18 protein-coding genes are annotated in these 15964 nt (G+C 74.1%); 9 read left to right on the forward strand and 9 right to left on the reverse strand.

Going from position 1 to position 15964, the window contains the following annotated elements; all coding sequences use genetic code 11:
* Window positions 1–91: 91 nt before the first annotated feature.
* The 3 genes from CP968_RS05160 to CP968_RS05170 all read right to left on the reverse strand — a co-directional run bounded on the left by CP968_RS05160 (window position 92) and on the right by CP968_RS05170 (window position 2703).
* Window positions 92–796: an IclR family transcriptional regulator gene (locus tag CP968_RS05160; protein WP_150516858.1), complete on the reverse strand. Its 705-nt coding sequence runs from the start codon at window positions 794–796 to the stop codon at window positions 92–94.
* A gap of 549 nt (window positions 797–1345) precedes the next feature.
* Window positions 1346–2008 carry a response regulator gene (locus CP968_RS05165; protein ID WP_150516859.1) on the reverse strand — a complete coding sequence of 221 codons (663 nt, stop codon included), beginning with the start codon at window positions 2006–2008 and terminating at the stop codon, window positions 1346–1348.
* The gene (locus CP968_RS05170) at window positions 2005–2703 is read right to left on the reverse strand and encodes a sensor histidine kinase (RefSeq protein ID WP_327169233.1); all 699 of its coding nucleotides are present in this window, start codon (window positions 2701–2703) and stop codon (window positions 2005–2007) included. Before CP968_RS05170 ends, CP968_RS05165 begins: the two co-directional genes overlap by 4 nt.
* Between CP968_RS05170 and CP968_RS05175 the strand changes: the two genes are divergently transcribed.
* From CP968_RS05175 to CP968_RS05190, 4 genes are all read left to right on the forward strand, one after another.
* Entirely contained in the window at window positions 2686–3480 is a 795-nt protein-coding gene (locus CP968_RS05175) for an ATP-binding cassette domain-containing protein (RefSeq protein ID WP_373304044.1), read from the forward strand. The genes CP968_RS05170 and CP968_RS05175 overlap by 18 nt on opposite strands.
* A gap of 138 nt (window positions 3481–3618) precedes the next feature.
* The gene (locus tag CP968_RS05180; RefSeq protein WP_229886211.1) at window positions 3619–4200 is read left to right on the forward strand and encodes a hypothetical protein; all 582 of its coding nucleotides are present in this window, start codon (window positions 3619–3621) and stop codon (window positions 4198–4200) included.
* A 133-nt stretch (window positions 4201–4333) separates the two neighbouring features.
* Window positions 4334–5347: an SPFH domain-containing protein gene (locus CP968_RS05185; protein ID WP_150516862.1), complete on the forward strand. Its 1014-nt coding sequence runs from the start codon at window positions 4334–4336 to the stop codon at window positions 5345–5347.
* Window positions 5344–6243, forward strand: a complete 900-nt coding sequence (locus CP968_RS05190) for a diacylglycerol kinase catalytic domain-containing protein (protein ID WP_150516863.1) — start codon at window positions 5344–5346, stop codon at window positions 6241–6243. The genes CP968_RS05185 and CP968_RS05190 overlap by 4 nt, the downstream gene beginning before the upstream one ends.
* A 184-nt stretch (window positions 6244–6427) precedes the next feature.
* On the opposite strand, the gene CP968_RS05195 is transcribed toward CP968_RS05190, so the two are convergent.
* Window positions 6428–7393, reverse strand: a complete 966-nt coding sequence (locus CP968_RS05195; RefSeq protein ID WP_150516864.1) for a pirin family protein — start codon at window positions 7391–7393, stop codon at window positions 6428–6430.
* A 123-nt stretch (window positions 7394–7516) separates the two neighbouring features.
* On the opposite strand from CP968_RS05195, the gene CP968_RS05200 reads away from it, so the two are divergent.
* Both CP968_RS05200 and CP968_RS05205 read left to right on the forward strand, forming a co-directional pair.
* Window positions 7517–7867, forward strand: a complete 351-nt coding sequence (locus tag CP968_RS05200; RefSeq protein ID WP_150516865.1) for a tetratricopeptide repeat protein — start codon at window positions 7517–7519, stop codon at window positions 7865–7867.
* A 79-nt stretch (window positions 7868–7946) separates the two neighbouring features.
* Window positions 7947–9140: a methyltransferase gene (locus tag CP968_RS05205; RefSeq protein ID WP_150521729.1), complete on the forward strand. Its 1194-nt coding sequence runs from the start codon at window positions 7947–7949 to the stop codon at window positions 9138–9140.
* 75 nt (window positions 9141–9215) lie between these two features.
* Here the strand turns inward: CP968_RS05205 and CP968_RS05210 are convergent, their stop codons facing one another.
* The 5 genes from CP968_RS05210 to CP968_RS05230 form a co-directional block, all read right to left on the reverse strand.
* Window positions 9216–9821 carry a response regulator transcription factor gene (locus CP968_RS05210; protein ID WP_150516866.1) on the reverse strand — a complete coding sequence of 202 codons (606 nt, stop codon included), beginning with the start codon at window positions 9819–9821 and terminating at the stop codon, window positions 9216–9218.
* The gene (locus tag CP968_RS05215) at window positions 9818–11146 is read right to left on the reverse strand and encodes a sensor histidine kinase (RefSeq protein WP_150516867.1); all 1329 of its coding nucleotides are present in this window, start codon (window positions 11144–11146) and stop codon (window positions 9818–9820) included. The genes CP968_RS05210 and CP968_RS05215 overlap by 4 nt, the downstream gene beginning before the upstream one ends.
* Before the next feature lie 3 nt (window positions 11147–11149).
* Complete coding sequence (locus tag CP968_RS05220) at window positions 11150–11869, reverse strand: ABC transporter permease (protein ID WP_373304041.1); 720 nt, start codon at window positions 11867–11869, stop codon at window positions 11150–11152.
* Window positions 11866–12837 carry an ABC transporter ATP-binding protein gene (locus CP968_RS05225; protein WP_150516868.1) on the reverse strand — a complete coding sequence of 324 codons (972 nt, stop codon included), beginning with the start codon at window positions 12835–12837 and terminating at the stop codon, window positions 11866–11868. The genes CP968_RS05220 and CP968_RS05225 overlap by 4 nt, the downstream gene beginning before the upstream one ends.
* Window positions 12838–12935: 98 nt before the next feature.
* Window positions 12936–13349 (reverse strand): MarR family winged helix-turn-helix transcriptional regulator, encoded by a 414-nt coding sequence (locus CP968_RS05230; protein ID WP_150521731.1) that lies wholly within the window; start codon window positions 13347–13349, stop codon window positions 12936–12938.
* A 386-nt stretch (window positions 13350–13735) separates the two neighbouring features.
* Between CP968_RS05230 and CP968_RS05235 the strand changes: the two genes are divergently transcribed.
* The 3 genes from CP968_RS05235 to CP968_RS05245 all read left to right on the forward strand — a co-directional run bounded on the left by CP968_RS05235 (window position 13736) and on the right by CP968_RS05245 (window position 15860).
* A complete protein-coding gene (locus CP968_RS05235; RefSeq protein WP_150521732.1) occupies window positions 13736–14797 on the forward strand; it encodes a hypothetical protein in 1062 nt (353 codons plus the stop codon).
* A 145-nt stretch (window positions 14798–14942) separates the two neighbouring features.
* The gene (locus CP968_RS05240) at window positions 14943–15443 is read left to right on the forward strand and encodes a hypothetical protein (protein WP_150516869.1); all 501 of its coding nucleotides are present in this window, start codon (window positions 14943–14945) and stop codon (window positions 15441–15443) included.
* Between the two features lie 111 nt (window positions 15444–15554).
* Window positions 15555–15860 (forward strand): DUF2087 domain-containing protein, encoded by a 306-nt coding sequence (locus tag CP968_RS05245; RefSeq protein ID WP_150516870.1) that lies wholly within the window; start codon window positions 15555–15557, stop codon window positions 15858–15860.
* The last annotated feature ends 104 nt before the right edge of the window (window positions 15861–15964 follow it).

The following is a 15964-nucleotide window of genomic DNA, read 5'->3' on the forward strand; positions in this document are numbered from 1 at the left end:
CGGGTCCCGAGGCCGGCGGTCCCGCACCGTCCGCCGCACCCGCGCGACGAGGGGGCCCGCGCGGGTGCGGCAGGTGCGCGTCAGCGGGACGTCACTGGGCCAGCGCCATGTCGGGCGTCCGCTGGAGCGCGCGCGAGACGGCGGCGCACGCCGCCCTCAGGTGCGAGACCGCCCCGACGACCTGGAGCCGCCCCGGCGGGCCGGTGACGGCCAGGGCGCCCACCGCCGTGCTCGACGCCGTGAGCACGGGGGCGGCGATGCCGATGGCGCCGGTCACGCCGCGCACGGCCACGAACCCCTGGTGCCGGACCCGCCCGGCCTCCCCCTCCGCCTCGCCCCACGCGGCCGCGAGGGGCAGCACCGGGCCGGAGGCGAAGGCGTGGAAGATCCGGGTCGCCGCCTGCACCGACGCCCAGGCCTCGTCCTCGACTCCGAGCTCGGTACCGGAGCCGTGCGCCCGGCGCACCGCGTCCACCAGCGCCGCGTCCGGACCGAATGCGTCGGAAATGAAAATGAACGCGCTCCCCCGCGTGACGTGGTGGAGCTGTTCCGCGTACGGGAAAGCCAGACTGCGCAGCTTGAGTTGGCGGGGAACGCGCGCACCCAGCATGAAAAGTGCCACGCCCAGCCGCAAGCCCTTCTCGCCGCGCTCCAGCATTCCCTCCTCGACGAGTTCCGAGATGATCCGGTGGGCGGTCGCCTTGGGCATATCGGCTCTGCGCGCTATTTCGGACAACTGGAGTTCTGGTTCGCCCGGCCGAAAGCAACGCAGAACGCTCAGACCGCGCGCGAGCATCGAACGAGGGTGCTGATCGGACAAGGACACCTCCCGTGAGGGCCTGGTGGAGCGGCGAAGGGCACACCGGTGCGGGCACCGGCGGGCATGCACCGCCCGGTGCGGGACATTGCACGAGCGAGCCGCTGCCCGGTGCCGAAAATTCCACACGAAACGCGAAAGACGGCCCACCCCAGAAACACGCCCCCCTTTCGCCACTTCCGGTATCACCTTCAGCGGCGGCCGAGTCGGCAGCCGAAAGATGTACGGGAGGGAAACTGTAGCAGTGCAGGAATAGCCGTCCTGCCCCGTCGTATCGATCCGGTCATCCTGCATGCATTTATGAACAGGGGTTTGGAGGCGCGATAACCGCTGTTGACGCAGGGAAAGGCAGGTGGGATCGATGCGGCGCGAACGACCCTCGCCGATCCCCCACACCGGACAAATGACGGGAACCAGTCATCCCCCGGACGGCACCGCACCCGCACCCGCGCCCGCCGTCGCGGGAGCGAGCGCGCACCCCGACGGTCCGGACGTGCCGACTCCTGCGCACCGGCCGAGGCGCGTCGCTCAGCGGTCCGGCGTGACGAGTCCCGTCTCGTAGGCGGTGATCACGAGCTCGATGCGGTCGCGCGCGCCCAGTTTGGCGAGCAGCCGCGACACGTGCGACTTGGCGGTTGCCACCGATATGAAGAGGTCCTCCGCGATCTCGGTGTTCGACCGGCCGCGTCCGATCAGGGTCAGCACCTCCCGTTCCCGTTCGGTGATGCCCGCGACCGGTTGCGGAGAGCGCCGCGGGACCGTTTCGGGGCGCCCGACGAAGTCGGCGATCAGACGGCGCGTCACGCCGGGCGCGATCAGCGCGTCACCGGCGGCGACCACGTGGACCGCCGCGAGGATGTCGTCGAGGGCCATGTCCTTGACCAGGAAGCCGCTCGCACCGGCCCGGAGCGCGCCGTAGACGTGGTCGTCCTCGTCGAAGGTGGTCAGCATGAGGACCCGCGTCGCGGCCCGGTCGGCCGTGATCAGGCGGGTGGCCTCGATCCCGTCCATGCCCGGCATCCGGATGTCCATCACCACGACGTCGGGATGGACGTCCCGGGCCAGCCGGACCGCCTCGGCGCCGGTGGCGGCTTCACCGACGACTTCCAGGCCGGGGTCGTCCGCCATGAGGACGCGCAGACCGGACCGCACCAGCGGCTGGTCGTCGACGAGCAGGATCCGGACGGTCATCGGGCCACCACCGCAACCGTGGCGGGGGCGGGGGCGGGCAGCGGCAGCCGGGCCGCCACCCGGAAGCCGCCCTCGGGTCGGGGGCCCGCGGTGAGGCGGCCGCCCACCAGGCCGACCCGCTCCCGCATGCCGATGATGCCGAAGCCGTGGGCCGAGCCGTCTCCGGTGGTACCGCGCCCGTCGTCGACGACCTCCACGAGGAGTTCCCCGTCCCGGTAGTCGATGGCCACCCGGCACCGTTCGGTGGCCGCGTGACGGACCACGTTGGTCAGTGACTCCTGCACGATCCGGTAGGCGGACAGGTCGATGTCGGTCGGCACCGGACGCTGCTCCCCGCCGCGGCGCACGTCGACGCGTACCCCCGCGTCCGCGGTCGCCGCTGCCAGCCGTTCGACGTCCGCCAGCCCCGGCGACGGTGCGAGCGGCGACGGCTCCGAGGCCGTCGCACCCCGTTCGGCACGGCGGAGTGAGACGAGCGTGCGCCGAAGGCCCGACAGCGTCTCCCTGCTGGTGGTCTCGATGGCGCGCAGGGCCTCGCGGGCCTCCGCGGGCCGGGTCTGGATGACGCGGCTGCCCACGCCGGCCTGGATGGCGATGATGCCGATGCTGTGCGCGACCACGTCGTGGAGTTCCCGTGCGATCCGCAGCCGTTCGGCCGTCACGGCCTCGGCCACTTCCTGCGAACGCAGCGCCACGGCGTGCTCGCGGCGTTCGCGGCTCAGGCCACCGTCGGCGGCGTCCCCTTCCGCCGGCACCCTCGCGGGCTGCGCCACGTCGGCGCCCTCCTCGACGCCGGTCAGGTCCACGGCGGCCGTAGCGCCACCGCCCACCTCTCCGCCCTGGCCCGCGGCAACGGCATCCCGCGGCGGCGGGTGGACGAAGTGCTCCGGGACGTGGGGCTGGCCGAGGCGGCGAGCCGTCTCATCGGCGGTCTCTCCCTCGGCATGAAGCAGCGGCTGGGGATCGCCACCGCTCTGCTCGGCGACCCGCCCGTGCTCGTGTTCGACGAGCCCATCAACGGCATGGACCCGGAGGGCGTGCTGTGGGTGCGCAGGCTCTTCCGGCGTCTGGCCGCCGAGGGGCGCACGGTCTTCCTCTCCAGCCACCTGATGTCGGAGATGGAGAACACCGCCGACGACCTGGTCGTCATCGGCCGGGGCCGCCTGATCGCCGCCGAGTCGGTACGGGACTTCGCGGCCCGCGGCGCCCGTCGCGGCGTCGTGGTGGGAACACCCCGGGCGGCCGAACTGGCAGCCGTGCTGACGGCGGCGGGCGCCACGGTCGAGCCGGAGGGCTCTGCGGGTGCGGAGAAGCTCTCCGTGACCGGCCTCCCGGCGAACCGGATCGGAGCGCTCGCCTTCGAGCACCACATCCGACTGGACGAGCTGACCACCCCCACCGCCTCGCTGGAGTCGGCCTTCATGGAACTCACCGCCGACAGCGTCGAATACCAGGCAGGACGGCCCCGATGAACACTCCCACCACCGTGCCCCGGGCCACCCGCTCGCTTCCGCGACCTGCTCGCCTCCGAGTGGATCAAGACGTGGTCCCTGCGTTCCACGCCGTGGACGATCGCCCTCACCGTCCTGTTCGTCGTCGCGTCCTCCGCCGTGGCCACCCTCGTCGCCGGCAGCATGGGCGCCCTCACCGTGGTGAGCGAGTACGGCAGCGGGCTGATCCGCACCACCATCGTGGCCGTCCCGGCCCGCGGCTCGGTGGTGCCGGCCAAGGCGGCCGTCACCGCCATGCTGTGGACCGCCGTCGGCACGGTCGTCTCCACCGGTTCCCTCCTGGTCTCCCAGGCCGTCCTCGCCGGGCGTCACGCCGGGGTCCCGCTCACCCACCCCGGTGTGCTCCGGGCGCTGGCGGCGTCCGCGCTGCTGGCCCCGGTCTGCGCCCTGATCGGCCTGGGCCTCGGCGCCCTGATCCGCCACGGCGCCGCGACCGTGGTCGCCGGCGTCGTGACGCTGCTCATGCTGCCCCCGATGTTCTCGGAGGGCGACCGCTGGTCGGCGGACGTCAACCACGCGATGGTGTCGGCCGCTTGGAAGCGCCTGGTCCAGAACTGGGAGCCGGATCCCGGATCCCCGGGGTACACCGCCACGGTCCCCGGCTCCTGGATCGTGTACGCGGTGTGGCCGCTGATCGCAGTCGCACTCGCCGTGGTCGTGGTGAGGCGCCGGGACGTGTGAGCGCGCCCGCCCCGTGCCCACCGGTCTTCCCGGACGCGCCGCCGGCGCGCCGGGAGGACCACCCCTTCTCGTCCCCTTGACGATATAAGCGGGACCCGTTATCGTCGCGCTGACGAAATGAAGGGGGTCCGCCATGGCCGACATCACCCGGCGCTTCGGCTGGCGTCATCTGCGCTCCGCGCCCACCGCGCACGTCCGCCACCACAAGCGCGGCCGACTCGCCCACGACGGGCGAGGGCTCAGTTTCTGGTACCGGGCCCTGTCGGCCGCGCTGTCCGAAGTGCCGGTCGACGACCGGGAGCTGGCCATGGCGTTCCATGCCCGGACCTCCGACTTCCAGGACGTCGCCGTGCAGGCCACGGTCACCTACCGGATCAGCGACCCGGCCCAGGCCGCGGACCGGATCGACTTCTCCGTCGACCCGGACACCGGGAGTTGGCGCGGCGCGCCCCTGGAGCAGATCGCCACGCTCCTCACCGAGACCGCGCAGCAGCACACGCTGGACGTACTGGCCCGCACCCCGCTGGCCGTCGCCCTGGTGGACGGCGTCGCCTCCGTACGGGAGCGGGTCGCCGCCGGTCTGGCCGCCGAGCCCAGGCTCCCGGCCACCGGCATCGACGTGGTGGCCGTACGGGTGGTGGCGATCCGCCCCGAAGCCGAGGTGGAGCGCGCCCTGCGCACCCCGGCCCGCGAGCAGATCCAGCAGGAGGCGGACCGGGCCACCTACGAACGGCGGGCCGTCGCCGTCGAGCGTGAGCGCGCCATCGCCGAGAACGAGCTGGCCAGCCAGATCGAACTGGCCCGGCGCGAGGAGCAGTTGATCGACCAGCGCGGCATCAACGCCCGCCGCGAGGCCGAGGAGAAGGCGGCGGCGGACGGCGTGCGGACCGAGACGGAGGCGGCCCGCAAGGTGCGCCTGGCCCGCGCGGACGCCGAGGCGGCGCGCGAGACGGGCGCCGCGCGCGCCGAGGTCCAGGCCGCCTGGCTGCGCGTGCACGACGAAGCCGGCCCGGGCACGCTGCACGCCCTGGCCGCGACCCGGCTGGCGGAGAACCTGCCGCGGATCGAGAGCGTCACGCTCTCCCCCGACGTCCTCACCGGCCTGCTCGCCCGGCTCGGACGCCCGGAAGCCGGCGCGGGCGAGTGAGCCTGGCCCCGCGGGCGGTGCTCGTGCACCGCAGGACCGAGTACGAGGAACTGCTCGCCCGGCACGGGACGCACGGGCAGGCCGCGTTCTTCCTCTCCAGCAGGGGCCGCTCGATCGACGAGGTGGTCCGCCGCCACGACCGCACGCGGGAGGCACTGCGGGAGGTCGCGGCGGCGGTGCCGCTCACCTGGCGCAGCTCCCGGGTGGAGCGGGCCGACCTGGACCGCTTCCTGTTCGCCCCGGAGGACGTCGTGGTCGTGGTCGGCCAGGACGGCCTGGTCGCGAACACCGCGAAGTACCTGGGCGGACAGCCGGTGGTGGGCATCGACACCGATCCGGGGCGCAACCCGGGCGTCCTGGTCCGCCACCGCAGCGCCGACGCGTCCGCCCTGCTGCGTGCGGCGACCGCCGCCGGGGGCCGCACGGAGGAGCTGACCATGGTCGAGGCCGTCGCCGACGACACCCAGCGCCTCCTCGCGCTGAACGAGATCTACCTCGGCTCGCCCGGTCACCAGACGGCCCGCTACCGCCTGGGCCCCGACGGCGAGGAGGAGCCGGGAGAGGCCCAGGCGTCCTCCGGCGTGCTGGTGGGCACCGGTACGGGCGCCACCGGCTGGCTGCGTTCCCTGTGGCTGGAGCGCGGCGGCGCCGCGGGACTGCCCGCCCCCTGCGACCGGCGGCTCCTGTGGTTCGTGCGCGAGGCCTGGCCCTCGCCCACGTCCGGAACGACGAGGGTCGCCGGCGAGCTGGAACGGGGCCAGCGGCTGCGGCTGACCGTGGAATCGGACCGGCTCGTGGTCTTCGGCGACGGCATGGAGGCCGACGCCCTGGAGCTGACCTGGGGCCAGAGCGTACGGCTCGGCATCGCGGCAACGTCACTGCACCTGGTGACGTGAGCGCCCTGCCCGACGGCAACGCTGGTGTGGATGACGTGCGCGCGTGCCCGCGGACCTCCTCGACGCCGTGATCGACGAGCTGCGCGACGCACCCGACTCGCTCTCCCTCGCCTCCGGAGTCCGCCGCAGCTGCCGAGCCGCGTCGCCGCTGCACCGGACCGCGCCGTCAGGACGTACCTGCGGTTCAGCGGGTTCTGCCCCTGGGCTTCAGGCGGGTCGGCGGGAGCTGCGGGGCCGGGATCGGAGCGCCGTCGTAGCCCTTGACCTCGCCGTAGCGGGTGCCTCGGGTCCAGTCGTCGCGGAACTGTTCGATCTCCTCCTGGGACCGTCCGATCCAGTTCCAGAACATCACGATCTCCTCCTCGAACGGCTCTCCGCCCAACAGCATCAGGCCCGCGTCCGACAGGGCCCGCAGGGGCAGCTCCGTGCGGCCGCAGCCCAGGTAGAGCATCGAGCCCGGGAGGATGCGGACACCGTCGACCTCCGCCTCGCCCGACATGGACAGGACCGCGTACTCGAAGTCCGGGTCGAGCGGGAGGCTGGTCCGCGTGTCCGCCGCCAGGGCCAGGTCCGCGCCGACGATGGGGCTGTACGCCGTGCCGGGCGAGGTCGCCGTGTCGAGGGTGCCGAGGATGACCGTGGCCGTCAGGCCGGGGGCCGTGACCTGCGGGAGTTCCGCGTGGTGCTGGAAGTGCGGGGCCACGTTGCGGTGGGCGTCCGGCAGGGCCACCCACAGCTGCGCGCCGTGCAGGAGCCGGGCGTGCGGGCGGGGGCTCTCCTCGGAGTGGCTGATGCCGCGGCCGGAGGTCATCAGGCCGAGCTCGCGGGGCCGGATCGTCTCCAGGCTGCCGACGCTGTCGCGGTGCAGCACCTCGCCCTCGTGCAGCCAGCTCACCGTCTGGAGCCCGGAGTGGGGGTGCGGTGCGACCTGCATGCCGGGCTCGTCGGCGATGTCGTCGGGACCGTAGTGGTCCACGAAGCACCAGGCGCCCACCATGCGGCGGCCCAGGTTCGGCAGGAGGCGGCGGACCTCGGTGGACTCCCCGAGCTTGACCGTGCGCGGACTGAGGAGCTCGCGGACCGGTTCGGCGACGACGAAACCGCGGCCGCCGCAGGCGGAGAGAGCGGGCTGGCGATCGAGATTGCTCATGCGGACAACCTAGCCGCGCCCGTCGGCCGCACCGAGCCGCGCGGGACGGAATGTTCCGGGGTGCACCCGTGTTGGAGGCAGCGAACGCGACAACGGGAAGACGCGAACGGCGAAAGGGATGCGATGAACGGGCCGACGACGTACCTCGGGCACGGGACGGCAGCCGAGCGCTGGGAGCGGGCCGGGCTCTTCTTCGAGGCGAAGGAGTACGCCACGGCGGCCCGCATCCTGGACGCCCTGGCCGAGGAGGCGCCCGAGCAGCTGGCGCCCCGGCTGCTGCTGGCCCGCGCCTACTACCACTCCGCGCAGCTCTCGCGGGCCGAGGCCGAGCTCCGCTCCCTCCTGGAGCGGTGGCCGGTCGAGGACTACGCGCAGCTCCTGCTGGGCCGCACGCTGGAACGGCTCGGCCGGGCCGCCGAGGCCCGTCCGTACCTGCGGATGGCCGCGGCGATGGCCGGGGACCTCCCGGAGTAGGACCGCTCGCCGGGGCACCGGCCCCGTTCGTGTGGGGCCGGTGCCCCGGCTCGGTTAGCCTGGGGGCCATATGAACCGTCTGACCACGCCCTATGGCTCCTACGAGCTCACCCGCTTCCCGGAGGACCCGCGCGACCGGCTCTTCGCCTGGGACGCCGCGGACGAGTACCTCCTGCGCCACCTCCACTCCGGTACGGGCGAACGCGGCCCGGTGGACCTGGCCGGCGCCGGCCAGGTCACCGTGATCGGGGACCGCTGGGGTGCGCTGACCACGGCCCTCGCGGCCTACCACCCGACGCAGATCACCGACTCCTCCCTGACCCGGTCGGCCACCGCGGCGAACCTGGACCGGGCGGGGATCGGCACCTCGAAGGCGACGCTGACCCTGCTGACCACGCAGGACCCGCCGCCCGAGCGGATCGACGTGCTCCTCGTGCGCGTGCCCAAGAGCCTGGCGCTGCTGGAGGACCAGCTGCACCGGGTGGCGCCGCACGTGCACGCGGGGACCGTGGTGGTCGGGGCGGGCATGGTGAAGGAGATCCACACCTCCACCCTGCGGCTCTTCGAGCGGATCCTGGGCCCCACGAAGACCTCGCTCGCCGAGAAGAAGGCCCGGCTGATCTTCTGCACGCCGGGCACTCCCGGGGCCACCCGTCCCGCGACCCCCGGGCCGTGGCCGCTGACGTACACGGTCGACGAGGACGGCGGCTCGGGTGCCGGGCTGACCGTCGTCAACCACGCGGGGATCTTCTGCGCGGACCGGCTGGACATCGGCACCCGCTTCTTCCTGCAGAACCTGCCGACCAACACCGACGGCGCCCGGGTCGTGGACCTGGGCTGCGGCAACGGTGTCGTCGGCACGGCGATCCAGGTCGGCGACGAGGACGCCGAGGTGGTCTTCACCGACGAGTCCTACCAGGCCGTCGCCTCGGCCCGGGCCACGTACCGGGCGAACGTGCGCGAGGGCCGGCGGACGGCCGAGTTCCTGGTCGGCGACGGGGTGGCCATGCTGCCGCCGGGCTCCGTCGACCTGGTGCTGAGCAATCCGCCGTTCCACTCCCACCAGGCCACGACGGACGCGACGGCGCTGCGGATGTTCGCGCAGTCGCGCAAGGTGCTGCGGCCCGGCGGCGAGCTGTGGGTGGTCGCCAACCGGCACATGGGCTACCACACGCACCTGCGCCGGCTCTTCGGCAACAGCGAAGTGGTCGCGAGCGAACCGAAGTTCGTGGTGCTGCGCGCGGTCAAGCAGGACCGTCCGCGATCCGTGTGACCCGCCCCCGCGCGGGGCGCACGGGGCCCGAAGGGCGTACGGGGCTGGAGGGCGTGCGGAGTCCGTGGGGCGCGGCTACAGCCAGCCCTGACGCCGGGCGGCGCGGACGGCCTCCATGCGGTTGCGGGTCGCGGTCTTGCCGATGGCGGCCGACAGGTAGTTGCGCACGGTCGATTCGGACAGGTGGACCCGCGCCGCGATGTCGGCGACGGTCGCCCCGTCGGCGGCGGCGTTCAGGACGTCCACCTCGCGAGGGGTCAGCGGGCTGGGGCCGGCGCCCAGGGCCGCGGCGGCGAGCGCGGGGTCGATCACCCGCTCCCCCGCGAGCACCCGGCGGACGGCCGCGGCCAGTTCCTCCACCGGGCCGTCCTTCACCAGGAATCCGGCGGCTCCGGCCTCCATGGCGCGCCGCAGGTAGCCGGGCCGGCCGAAGGTGGTCAGGATCAGCACCCGGCAGTCCGGGCAGCGGGCGCGCAGTTCGGCGGCGGCGTCCAGGCCGCTCAGGCCCGGGAGTTCGATGTCCAGCAGGGCCACGTCGGGCCGGGCCTCCAAGGCGGCGGGCACGATCTCGTGCCCGGCCGCGACCTGCGCCACCACCTCGATGTCCTCCTCCAGACCCAGCAGCAGGGCCAAGGCGCTGCGCATCATGCCCTGGTCCTCGGCCAGCAGGATCCTGATCACCCGGTCTCCTCGTCCGCCCGTACCGCGGTCACGTCCGGTGCCTCTCCTTCCGCCGGTTCCACCGGCAGCTCGGCGCGGACCCGGAACCCCCGGCCGGGGAGCGGTCCGCTGAGCAGGGTGCCGCCCGCCGCCGCGAGCCGTTCGGCCAGGCCGGTCAGGCCGCTGCCCGGCGGGGCGGTGACCGTTGCCTGAGCCGGGACCGAGCCTACGCGGGCCGCCGGGTCCGCGGGGGCGGCGCCCCCGCCCGTCCCGCCGCCGTCGTCGGTGACGGTGAGCCGGACGCGCTCGGCTGAGCCCCGTACCTCGATCTCGCAGGTCGCGGCGGAGCCGCCGTGCCGGAGCACGTTGGTGACGGACTCGCGCACCACCCAGCCGAGCAGGGCGGCCGTCTGCGGGGGCAGCGGCGGCCCGGACTGCCGTACGAAGGGCTCTATCCCGGCCGCGGCCAGCGCGCCGCGGGCGCGGTCGAGCTCCTGCCCCAGGCTGGCCCGCCGGTAGCCGGTGACGGCCTCGCGGATCTCGGTGAGCGCCTGCCGGCCGACCGACTCGATGTCGCGGACCTGGTCGAGGGCAGCCTCGATGTCGCGCGGCGCGATCCGGCGGGCCGCCTCCGACTTCACCACGATCACCGACAGGGTGTGCCCGAGCAGGTCGTGCAGGTCTCGGGAGAACCGCAGCCGCTCCCGTTCCACGGCCGAGCGCGCCAGCTCCTGGCGGGTGTCGCGCAGTTCGCGCACCGTCTCGGACAGGGCGAGGATGGCCGCGGTGACCATGCCGGACACGAAGGTGCCGTAGACGATCCCGAGGGTGTCCCAGCCCTCGTAGCGTCCGGCGATCAGCCCGGTGAGGGCGGTGATGCCGAACATGGCCTGCCCGAGCCGCCTGCCCCGGAGCACCGCGCCGGTGGCGAGGCCCAGCAGGGGGAAGAAGAGCAGCCAGTTGCCGCCGTAGGCGAGGGCGAGGGCGCAGGTGACGACGCCCAGGGCCACGAGGCACCAGCGGGTGGCGGCCGCTTCCCGGGCCCGCTTGTCGAAGGCGCGGAACACCAGGCCGACGTAGAGGGAGTTGAAGACGAGCAGGCCGAGGCCGCCGACCCAGGGGTTGGGGGTCTCCCCCTGGATCACGTTCGAGATGGCCCCCATGCCCAGCAGCAGCCAGGGCAGCAGGGTGAAGGCGCCGGGCGGCCGCGTGGAGCCGTGCCCGTCGCCGCCGTCCTCCCCCGCGCCGGGGCCCTCGCGCCGGCACTCGCCGTCCGGGCGCGGCCGGAGCCGCCACCCGGTCCTGCGTGCGGTCCGTTCACCGCGCACGGGCACGCTCCGTTCCATGGTCTACGCCGTCCTCGCGGAACGACGGTACGAGAGGACCGCGTACGAGCCGAACAGCAGGGCCCACGCCCCGAGCACCGCGACCGCCGCGAGGCCGGGGGCGGCGCCGGCCGCGAGGGCCTGGCCGAGTTCCGCGAACCGGTGGGTGGGCGTGAGGTCCGAGAGGGAGCGCAGCCAGCCGGGGAACAGCTCGACGGGGAACCAGAGGCCGCCGACGACGGAGAGGAACAGGTTGCAGCCGACGTTGACCAGCCCCGTGGTCTGGGCCGACAGGCGGTAGCCGTTGCCGATGCCGAGCAGGGTGAAGGGGAGCGCGCCGAGCCACAGCACCAGGGCCACGGCCGCCCACTGCGCGGCGCCCAGCCGCACGCCGTTGACCAGGGCGCCCGCGGCCAGCACGGCGAGGATCGAGGGCAGCACGATCACCGAGCCCGTGAGCGCCCGCCCGGCGACCACCTGGCGCGGGGTCATCGGCGTGATGCGCAGTGCGCGGAGCCAGCCGGCCCCCTTGTCCTCGGCGACGCCGGTCCCGGTCGAGAGCGCCGAGCCCAGGGCGCCGTACGCGGCCATGGCCACCATGGAGGCGGTCCGCCAGCCGGGATCGCCGGTGCCGAGGTTGGTGAAGAGCAGGTACATCAGCACCGGCATGCCGATGCCGAAGAAGACGAAGCCGGTGTCGCGCAGGGTGCGCCGGACTTCGAGGCGGACGTAGGCGGTGATCATCGGACCTCCACGACGGTGTCGGCCGGGGCGGCCGGGACGGCGGCGGCCGTCGGGGCGGGCGCGTCGGTGAGGGCGAGGAAGGCGTCTTCGAGGGAGGGGGCGGTGACTTCGAGCCCCCGTACGGCGCCGAGGCCGACGAGGGCGACCACGGTCGCGTCCGGGTCCTCCGTACGGAGCCGGGCCCGGTCGCCGCGCACCTCGACGCAGCCGACTCCGGGGAGCGCGGCGAGGCCCTCGGAGGGCCGGCCGGCAAGGTCGAAGGAGACCAGGGAGCCGCCCGCGGCCCGGCGGAGCTGTTCGGCGGTGCCGTCGGCGACGATCCGGCCCCGGTCGATGACCACGATCCGGTCGGCGTACGCGTCGGCCTCCTCCAGGTGGTGCGTGGAGAACAGGACCGTGTGGCCGCGCCGGGCACGGCCGCGCACGGACGCCCAGAAGGCCCGGCGGGCCTCCACGTCCAGGGCGGCGGTGGGTTCGTCGAGGACGATCAGCGCCGGGTTCCCGACGAGGGCGACGGCGAAGCGGACGCGCTGGGCCTGGCCGCCGGAGAGCCGGTCGACGCGGCGGCCGGCGAGGTCGGTGAGGCCGGCGAGGTCGAGGGCCTCGGCCACGGGCATCGGGGCCGGATGGGTCCGGGCGACGAAGGCGACGAGCTCGCGGGCGGTGACCCGCGGGACCGGACGGGCGTCCTGGAGCATCGCGCCGACCCGGCCGTCCCGTACGGCCCGCTCGGGGGGCTCTCCGAAGAGCCGGACGCTGCCGGCGTCGGGGGTGTCGAGCCCGAGCAGCAGGCTGACGGTGGTGGACTTGCCGGCGCCGTTGCGGCCGAGCAGCGCGACCGTCTCGCCGGCCCGGACGTCGAGGTCGATGCCGGACACGGCGCGCACGGCTCCGAAGGACTTGGCGACGTGCCGGAACCGCACCGCGGGGGGTGCCCCGGAGGGGGCCGTGGGGAGCGTCTGCGTCATGTCGGCCACGCTAGGGTCCCGGGCCCCGACCCCGGCAGATCCGCTTGTACGGACCCGGGCGGTACGAATGTCACGGGCGGGGGTCGCGGGCCCTGGGGTCAGGCGCTCCCGGCGGCGCCGCCGGGAGCGGGTCGACCGCCCTCGTTGTAGCGCAGCAGGCAGGCCGCGAAGCGGTCGAGGTCCTCGCCGGCCCAGTCCGCGAGCCGTTCCTCGAACATCGCGCGGCGGTTGCGGGTGACCTGCGCGAGGATCTCCGTGCCGGCGGCCGTGAGGACGAGCACGTGGACGCGCTGGTCCTCGGGGGCGGGGTGCCGCTCGACCAGTCCGGCCCGCTCCAGGGCGGCGACCTGGCGGCTGACCGTCGACTTGTCGAGGGCGTAGTACGCGGCCAGGTCCGTGACCCGGCAGCCCGCGCGCTCCTCCAGGTGCCCGAGGAGCGTGTAGGAGACCAGGGACAGCTCCGGGTGCAAGCGGGCGGCAGCGGCCCTGGCCCGTCGGGCGAAGGTCGTCATCTCGCGCTGGATCGTGTCCACGGCGGCGGCACGGCCCGCCGCCGCAGGGCCCGGAACGGTAAGTTCCGGAGCCGCACGGCCCGAAGGGGCCCGTCCCGACGTCCCACGGTCCCGTCCCGGGGCCCCGTGGACTCCCCCGTCCCGCTGCCCGAGGGTGTGCTGCGCGGTCATGACCCCACCTCCAGATTTAAATGTATGCTACAACTGTATGGAAGGTTGCAGATGCCAACCAATGGTCGCCCCCACCGGCCCCCGGCCCCGGACGACCCGCCGACCAGGAGGTTCTCCGCATGTCCGGTCGTACACCCACGTCCCGCCGAGCTCCCGGCGCCGAGCCGCGCGGGACCGTGCACCACGCCGCGGGCGCGGGCGGTGCGGTCGCCGGACTGCGCGATCCGGCGCTGCGGCACGTCCTCACCCACCTCGTCACCCCCCTGCTGATGTGCCTCGGCATGGGCCTCGCCTACCTCGGCGCCTTCGTCCACCCCGAGCCCCATCACCTGCCCGTCGCCGTCGTCGCCCAGGACGCGCAGGCCAAGGTCTTCGCGCAGAACGTCAAGGACGGGGCCGGTGACGCGCTCGACGTCCGTACCGTGGCCGACCGCTCCGATGCCGTCGACGCCGTCAAGGGCCGCGAGGTCACGGCCGCCTACGTACCGGACGGCTCACGACCGGAGCTGATCGTCGCGACGGCCGCGTCCGACACGGGCGCCACCGTCGCGGAGAAGGTCTTCACACCGATCGCCGCCCGGCAGGGCTCGCCGCTCGCGGTCACGGACGTGGTCGGCACGGTCGAGGACGACCCGACGGGCCAGGGCCTGTTCTTCCTGCTCGTGGCCGTCAGCATCGGCTCGTACGCCTCCGTGGCGGTCATCGGCGGCGCGGGCGCCGCGCTGCGCATGCGCGGCCGCGCCCTGCTCGTGGTCGGCGTCTCCGGCGTCGTCAGCGTCATCGGCACGCTGCTCGCCGGGCCCGTCTTCCACCTCGTCCACCACGAACTGGCCGGGCTCTGGGGCCTGAGCTGGCTGTACTCGGCCGGCATCCTCTTCATCGGTGTCGGACTCCACACGTTCCTGAAGCGGTGGACCACCCTGGCGATGATGGCGCTGTTCGTGATGCTCAACTTCACCAGCTCCGGCGGCCTGTTCCGGCCCGAGCTGCAGAACGGCTTCTTCGGAACGCTCCACTCCTTCTGGAACGGCGCCGGCTTCGTGGAGGGCCTGCGCAGCCTGGTCTACTTCGGCCACGACGGCCTGGGCCGCCACGTGTGGACCCTCGTCCTCTGGCTCCTGGCCGGACTCGCGGTGACCGGCGCCGCGGCACTCGCGGAACGTCGCACCGAGGCCCGAGCGGCCCGCACCCGGGCAGCCGAAGCCGATGCCGATGCCGATCCGACGAAGAACGCGGCGGCGGAGGAAGAGGAGATGGAAGAGGCGGTCGGCGTCTGACCGGCCCCGCTCCACTCCACCGCGCACCACCGCGCCCCTCCCCGCCCACGTGCGGAAACGGCCGGCGCCGACCCGTCAGTCCGAGGGTCGGCGCCGGCCGGTGTGGTTCCGGCCCGCCGCCACGACCGCCGCTTACCGTGGGCCCGTGACGGAACATGCGGTGGACCCGAACACGGCCGCGGCCCAGCTCAAGGAACGGCTGTACGCGACGATCACCATGATCTCCGTGGTCATCGGCCTCGCCGGCAGCGGCCACGTGGACGCCCTCGGCGCCGTGGCCACCGTCGTCACCGCCTCGGTCGGCCTGTGGCTCGCGGCCCTCGTCGCGGACCAGCAGGCCCACCGCGTGACGAGCGGCTCCTTCGCCACCGGCGCCGAGCTGCGCACGATGCTCTTCATCAGCAGCCCCCTGCTGCTCTCGGCGGTGGGGCCGCTGATCCTGATCGGCCTGTCGGCCCTGGGCGTGATGGCCATGGACACCGCACTGCTCACCGCCGCCGGAGTGAACGTCGGCACCCTGTTCGCCTGGGGATGCCACGGAGGGCTCCGGATGGGCGGCGGCACGGTCTTCGCCCTGCTCGCCGGAGCGATCGACGCGGCGATCGGCACGGCGGTGGCACTGGTGAAGGTGGTGGCCGGCCACTGAAACGGGGACGGTACCGGGTCGTCACGGGGGCGGTACGGGGGCGGTACGGCCCGCGGGCGGCGCGGGAAAATGCGTTGCCGGGGGCTCCGGAACCGGGAGAAGCTCGCCGACATGTCACAGAGCACCGCACATCAACCGAGCGCGCCCCGCACCCCGCGCGACGTGTCCGACCTCTTCACCGCGACGGGCCGTCTCATCGCCGTCCCCCGCAAGGCCGCACGCCGCGAGCAGTTGCTCGCCCACCTCACCGGGACCCTCTTCGCGGCCGACCGCGACTACACGGAGCCGGAGGTGAACGACGCGCTGCGCACCGTGCACGAGGACTGCTCGGCGCTACGGCGCCACCTGATCACCGCGGGCCTGCTCACCCGCACCCGCGACGGCCGCAGCTACCGGCGGGCCGCGACCGCCGGATAGCGGGACCCCGTCCCCCGCTCGGACGGGCGGACGGGCGGACGGGCGGACGGGCGGACGGGCGGACGGGCGGACGGGCGGACGGGCGGACGGGCGGGCGGACGGGC

Origin of the sequence: Streptomyces subrutilus (genome assembly GCF_008704535.1) — a bacterium.
GTDB classification, from domain to species: Bacteria; Actinomycetota; Actinomycetes; order Streptomycetales; family Streptomycetaceae; genus Streptomyces; species Streptomyces subrutilus.

What these genes read in the sequence shown, in the direction of transcription:
- CP968_RS05160 (WP_150516858.1), bottom strand. Translation starts at nt 796, where the DNA reads ATGCTCGCGCGCGGTCTGAGCGTTCTGCGTTGCTTTCGGCCGGGCGAA.
- CP968_RS05165 (WP_150516859.1), bottom strand. Translation starts at nt 2,008, where the DNA reads ATGACCGTCCGGATCCTGCTCGTCGACGACCAGCCGCTGGTGCGGTCC.
- CP968_RS05185 (WP_150516862.1), top strand. Translation starts at nt 4,334, where the DNA reads ATGGCCGACATCACCCGGCGCTTCGGCTGGCGTCATCTGCGCTCCGCG.
- CP968_RS05195 (WP_150516864.1), bottom strand. Translation starts at nt 7,393, where the DNA reads ATGAGCAATCTCGATCGCCAGCCCGCTCTCTCCGCCTGCGGCGGCCGC.
- CP968_RS05200 (WP_150516865.1), top strand. Translation starts at nt 7,517, where the DNA reads ATGAACGGGCCGACGACGTACCTCGGGCACGGGACGGCAGCCGAGCGC.
- CP968_RS05215 (WP_150516867.1), bottom strand. Translation starts at nt 11,146, where the DNA reads ATGGAACGGAGCGTGCCCGTGCGCGGTGAACGGACCGCACGCAGGACC.
- CP968_RS05220 (WP_373304041.1), bottom strand. Translation starts at nt 11,869, where the DNA reads ATGATCACCGCCTACGTCCGCCTCGAAGTCCGGCGCACCCTGCGCGAC.
- CP968_RS05225 (WP_150516868.1), bottom strand. Translation starts at nt 12,837, where the DNA reads ATGACGCAGACGCTCCCCACGGCCCCCTCCGGGGCACCCCCCGCGGTG.
- CP968_RS05230 (WP_150521731.1), bottom strand. Translation starts at nt 13,349, where the DNA reads ATGACGACCTTCGCCCGACGGGCCAGGGCCGCTGCCGCCCGCTTGCAC.
- CP968_RS05245 (WP_150516870.1), top strand. Translation starts at nt 15,555, where the DNA reads ATGTCACAGAGCACCGCACATCAACCGAGCGCGCCCCGCACCCCGCGC.